Annotated in this window: 3 protein-coding genes; all 3 read left to right on the top strand. The window is 73.2% G+C overall.

The features are described 5' to 3' along the window. On the top strand, positions 1 to 286 hold a 286-nt coding region (locus ACFWEK_RS20365), incomplete at its 5' end, for a hypothetical protein (protein WP_430555219.1). 43 nt (positions 287 to 329) lie between these two features. Further along, the gene (dapA, locus tag ACFWEK_RS20360) at positions 330 to 1,268 is read left to right on the top strand and encodes a 4-hydroxy-tetrahydrodipicolinate synthase (protein ID WP_430555218.1); all 939 of its coding nucleotides are present in this window, start codon (positions 330 to 332) and stop codon (positions 1,266 to 1,268) included. 22 nt (positions 1,269 to 1,290) lie between these two features. Continuing rightward, positions 1,291 to 2,976, top strand: coding sequence for a ribonuclease J (locus tag ACFWEK_RS20355; RefSeq protein WP_430546951.1), 1,686 nt, complete (start codon positions 1,291 to 1,293; stop codon positions 2,974 to 2,976). Positions 2,977 to 3,029 lie beyond the last annotated feature (53 nt).

Genomic DNA, 3,029 nt, shown 5'->3' with positions numbered 1-3,029 from the left:
TTTTTTATATCTCCCCCCCGGCTTGGCGCGCGCCGCGGGGGCGGGCGGCGCGCGGTTCGTCCACGTGATCCTGCGGGTCGCGCCGGCGACGCTCGCGCGCCGGGTGGCGGCCGACCGTGCTGCGGGCCGTGCGGCGCACCGCGCCGACCTCGACGACGCCGCCCGGGGCGCGTACGCGGCGGGCCTGCGCGAGGTGGTCCGCACGGCGGCCGCGGTCGAGGTCGACGCCGACGCGGCGGACGTCCCCGGCCTGGCGGCGCGGCTGGGGCGCCTGCTCGACGGGTGAGTCCCGTCCGTCGTGCACGGTCGCGCCCGGTACGGTTGACCTCATGACGCTCGCCCCTGCCGCCGCGCGCCCGTTCGGCGCCGTCCTCACCGCGATGGTGACCCCCATGACGCCCTCGGGCGACCTGGACCTGGATGCGGCGGTCAAGGTGGCGAAGCGCCTGGTGGACGACGGCAACGACGGGCTCGTGCTGTCGGGGACCACCGGCGAGTCGCCGACGACGCACGCCCCTGAGAAGGCGGACCTCGTGCGCGCCGTCGTGGACGCCGTCGGCGACCGGGCGTACGTCCTGGCGGGTGCCGGCTCCAACGACACCGTGCACGCCGTGCGCATGGCCGAGCAGGCGGCGGAGGCGGGCGCCCACGGGCTGCTCGTCGTCTCGCCCTACTACTCGCGCCCGTCGCAGGAGGGCCTGTACCGGCACTTCGCGACCGTCGCCGACGCCACCGAGCTGCCCGTGATGCTGTACGACGTCCCGGGGCGCACCTGCGTGCGGATCGCGGCGTCGACCTACGAGCGCATCGCGCGGCACCCGCAGGTCGTCGCCACGAAGGACGCCACCGGTGACGTGTCGTCCGTCGCGCCGCTGGCGGCCGCGACGGGCCTCGCCTGGTACTCGGGCGACGACAGCCTGCTGCTGCCGTTCCTGTCCATGGGCGGCGCCGGCGTCGTGTCCGTCTCCGCGCACGTGGTGGGCGGGGCGTTCGCCGAGGTCGTGCGCCGCTGGGACGCCGGGGACACCGCCGGCGCCCTGCGGGCCTACCTGCCCACCGTGCCTGTCATCGAGGCGCTCAACGGCGCCGGAGCGCAGGCCGTGATGGCCAAGGCCGCGATCGAGGCACTCGGCCTCGTGGACAACCGCGAGCTGCGCCTGCCCAACGTGGCCGCCTCCGAGGACGACGTCGCGCGCCTGCGCGACGCCCTCGCGACGGCGGGCTACCTGAACGACGGCGTCCGTGCGGGCGCCACCACACTTCCGTAAGACCTACCGGCCTGGAGGCCCCGTGAGCCACCCTCACCCCGAACTTCCCCTGCCCCCCGCCCTGCCGTCGAAGGGGCTGCGCATCGTGGCCCTCGGCGGCCTGGGCGAGGTGGGCCGCAACATGGCCGTCCTCGAGTACGAGGGCCGCCTGCTGATCATCGACTGCGGCGTCCTCTTCCCCGAGGACCACCAGCCCGGCGTGGACCTGATCCTGCCGGACTTTGACTACATCAAGGACCGTCTCGACGACATCGAGGCGATCGTCCTGACGCACGGGCACGAGGACCACATCGGCGCCGTGCCCTACCTGCTGCGGCTGCGCCGGGACATCCCGCTCGTCGGCTCGCGGCTCACCCTCGCGTTCGTCGAGGCGAAGCTCAAGGAGCACCGCATCAAGCCGGTGCTGCGCGTCGTCGCGGAGGACCAGACCGAGCGGTTCGGCCCCTTCGACTGCGAGTTCGTCGCCGTCAACCACTCGATCCCGGACGCGCTCGCCGTCGCCGTCACGACCGGCGCCGGAACGGTGCTGCACACGGGCGACTTCAAGATGGACCAGCTGCCGCTCGACGGCCGCATCACCGACCTGCGCGCGTTCGCCCGGCTGGGCGAGAAGGGCGTCGACCTGTTCATGGTCGACTCCACCAACGCCGAGGTGCCCGGCTTCGTCACCAACGAGGTCGAGATCGGCCCGGCGCTGGACGCCGCCTTCGCGCAGGCGGAGAAGCGGATCGTCGTCGCGTCCTTCTCCTCCCACGTGCACCGCGTGCAGCAGGTCCTCAACGCCGCGCACGCGCACGGCCGCAAGGTCGCGCTCGTCGGCCGCTCGATGGTGCGCAACATGGGCATCGCCGCGGAGCTCGGCTACCTCGACGTCCCCCCGGGCGTCCTCGTCGAGCTCAAGCAGGCCGCGAGCCTGCCCGACGACCGCATCGTCTACATGTCGACCGGGTCGCAGGGCGAGCCGATGGCCGCCCTGAGCCGCATGGCCAACGGCGACCACAAGGTGCAGGTCGGCCACGGCGACACCGTGATCCTCGCGTCGTCGCTCATCCCCGGAAACGAGAACTCCGTGTTCCGGGTCATCAACGGGCTCACCCGCCTCGGCGCCCGCGTCGTGCACTCGGGCAACGCGAAGGTGCACGTGTCCGGTCACGCGAGCGCCGGCGAGCTCCTGTACTGCTACAACGTGCTCAAGCCGAAGAACGTCATGCCGGTGCACGGCGAGGTCCGCCACCTGGTGGCGAACGGCGCGCTCGCCGTCCGCACGGGCGTGCCCGCCGACCGCGTGATCCTCGCCGAGGACGGCGTCGTCGTCGACCTCGTGGACGGCAAGGCGTCCGTCGTGGGCGCGGTGCCCTGCGGCTACGTCTTCGTCGACGGCTCGACCGTGGGCGCGGTCACGGAGAACGAGCTCAAGGACCGCCGGACGCTGTCCGAGGAGGGCTTCGTCTCCGTCTTCGCCGTCGTCGACACCGCGACCGGCAAGGTGATCGCCGGCCCGCAGATCCTCGCCCGCGGCATGGCGGAGGACAACGCGGTCTTCGAGGAGATCCAGCCCGACGTCGTGGCGGCGCTCGAGAACGCGATCGCGGGCGGCGCCGCCGACACCTACCAGCTGCAGCAGGTGATGCGCCGCGTCATCGGGCAGTGGGTCAACCGGCGCCTCCGCCGCCGGCCGATGATCGTGCCGGTGGTCGTCGAGGCCTGACGGGCCGGACGCCCTGGTCAGGGCGCACGAGCGGCGGGGCCGCGCCACTATGC

The sequence above is a fragment of the Isoptericola sp. NPDC060257 genome, from assembly GCF_042726645.1.
Classification (GTDB): domain Bacteria; phylum Actinomycetota; class Actinomycetes; order Actinomycetales; family Cellulomonadaceae; genus Isoptericola; species Isoptericola nanjingensis.
Note: the sequence above shows the minus strand (reverse complement) of the source record. Positions and strands in the feature narration are given on the sequence as shown.

Excerpts from the sequence above, each read along its gene's own strand:
- dapA (WP_430555218.1), top strand. The coding sequence starts at position 330 with ATGACGCTCGCCCCTGCCGCCGCGCGCCCGTTCGGCGCCGTCCTCACC.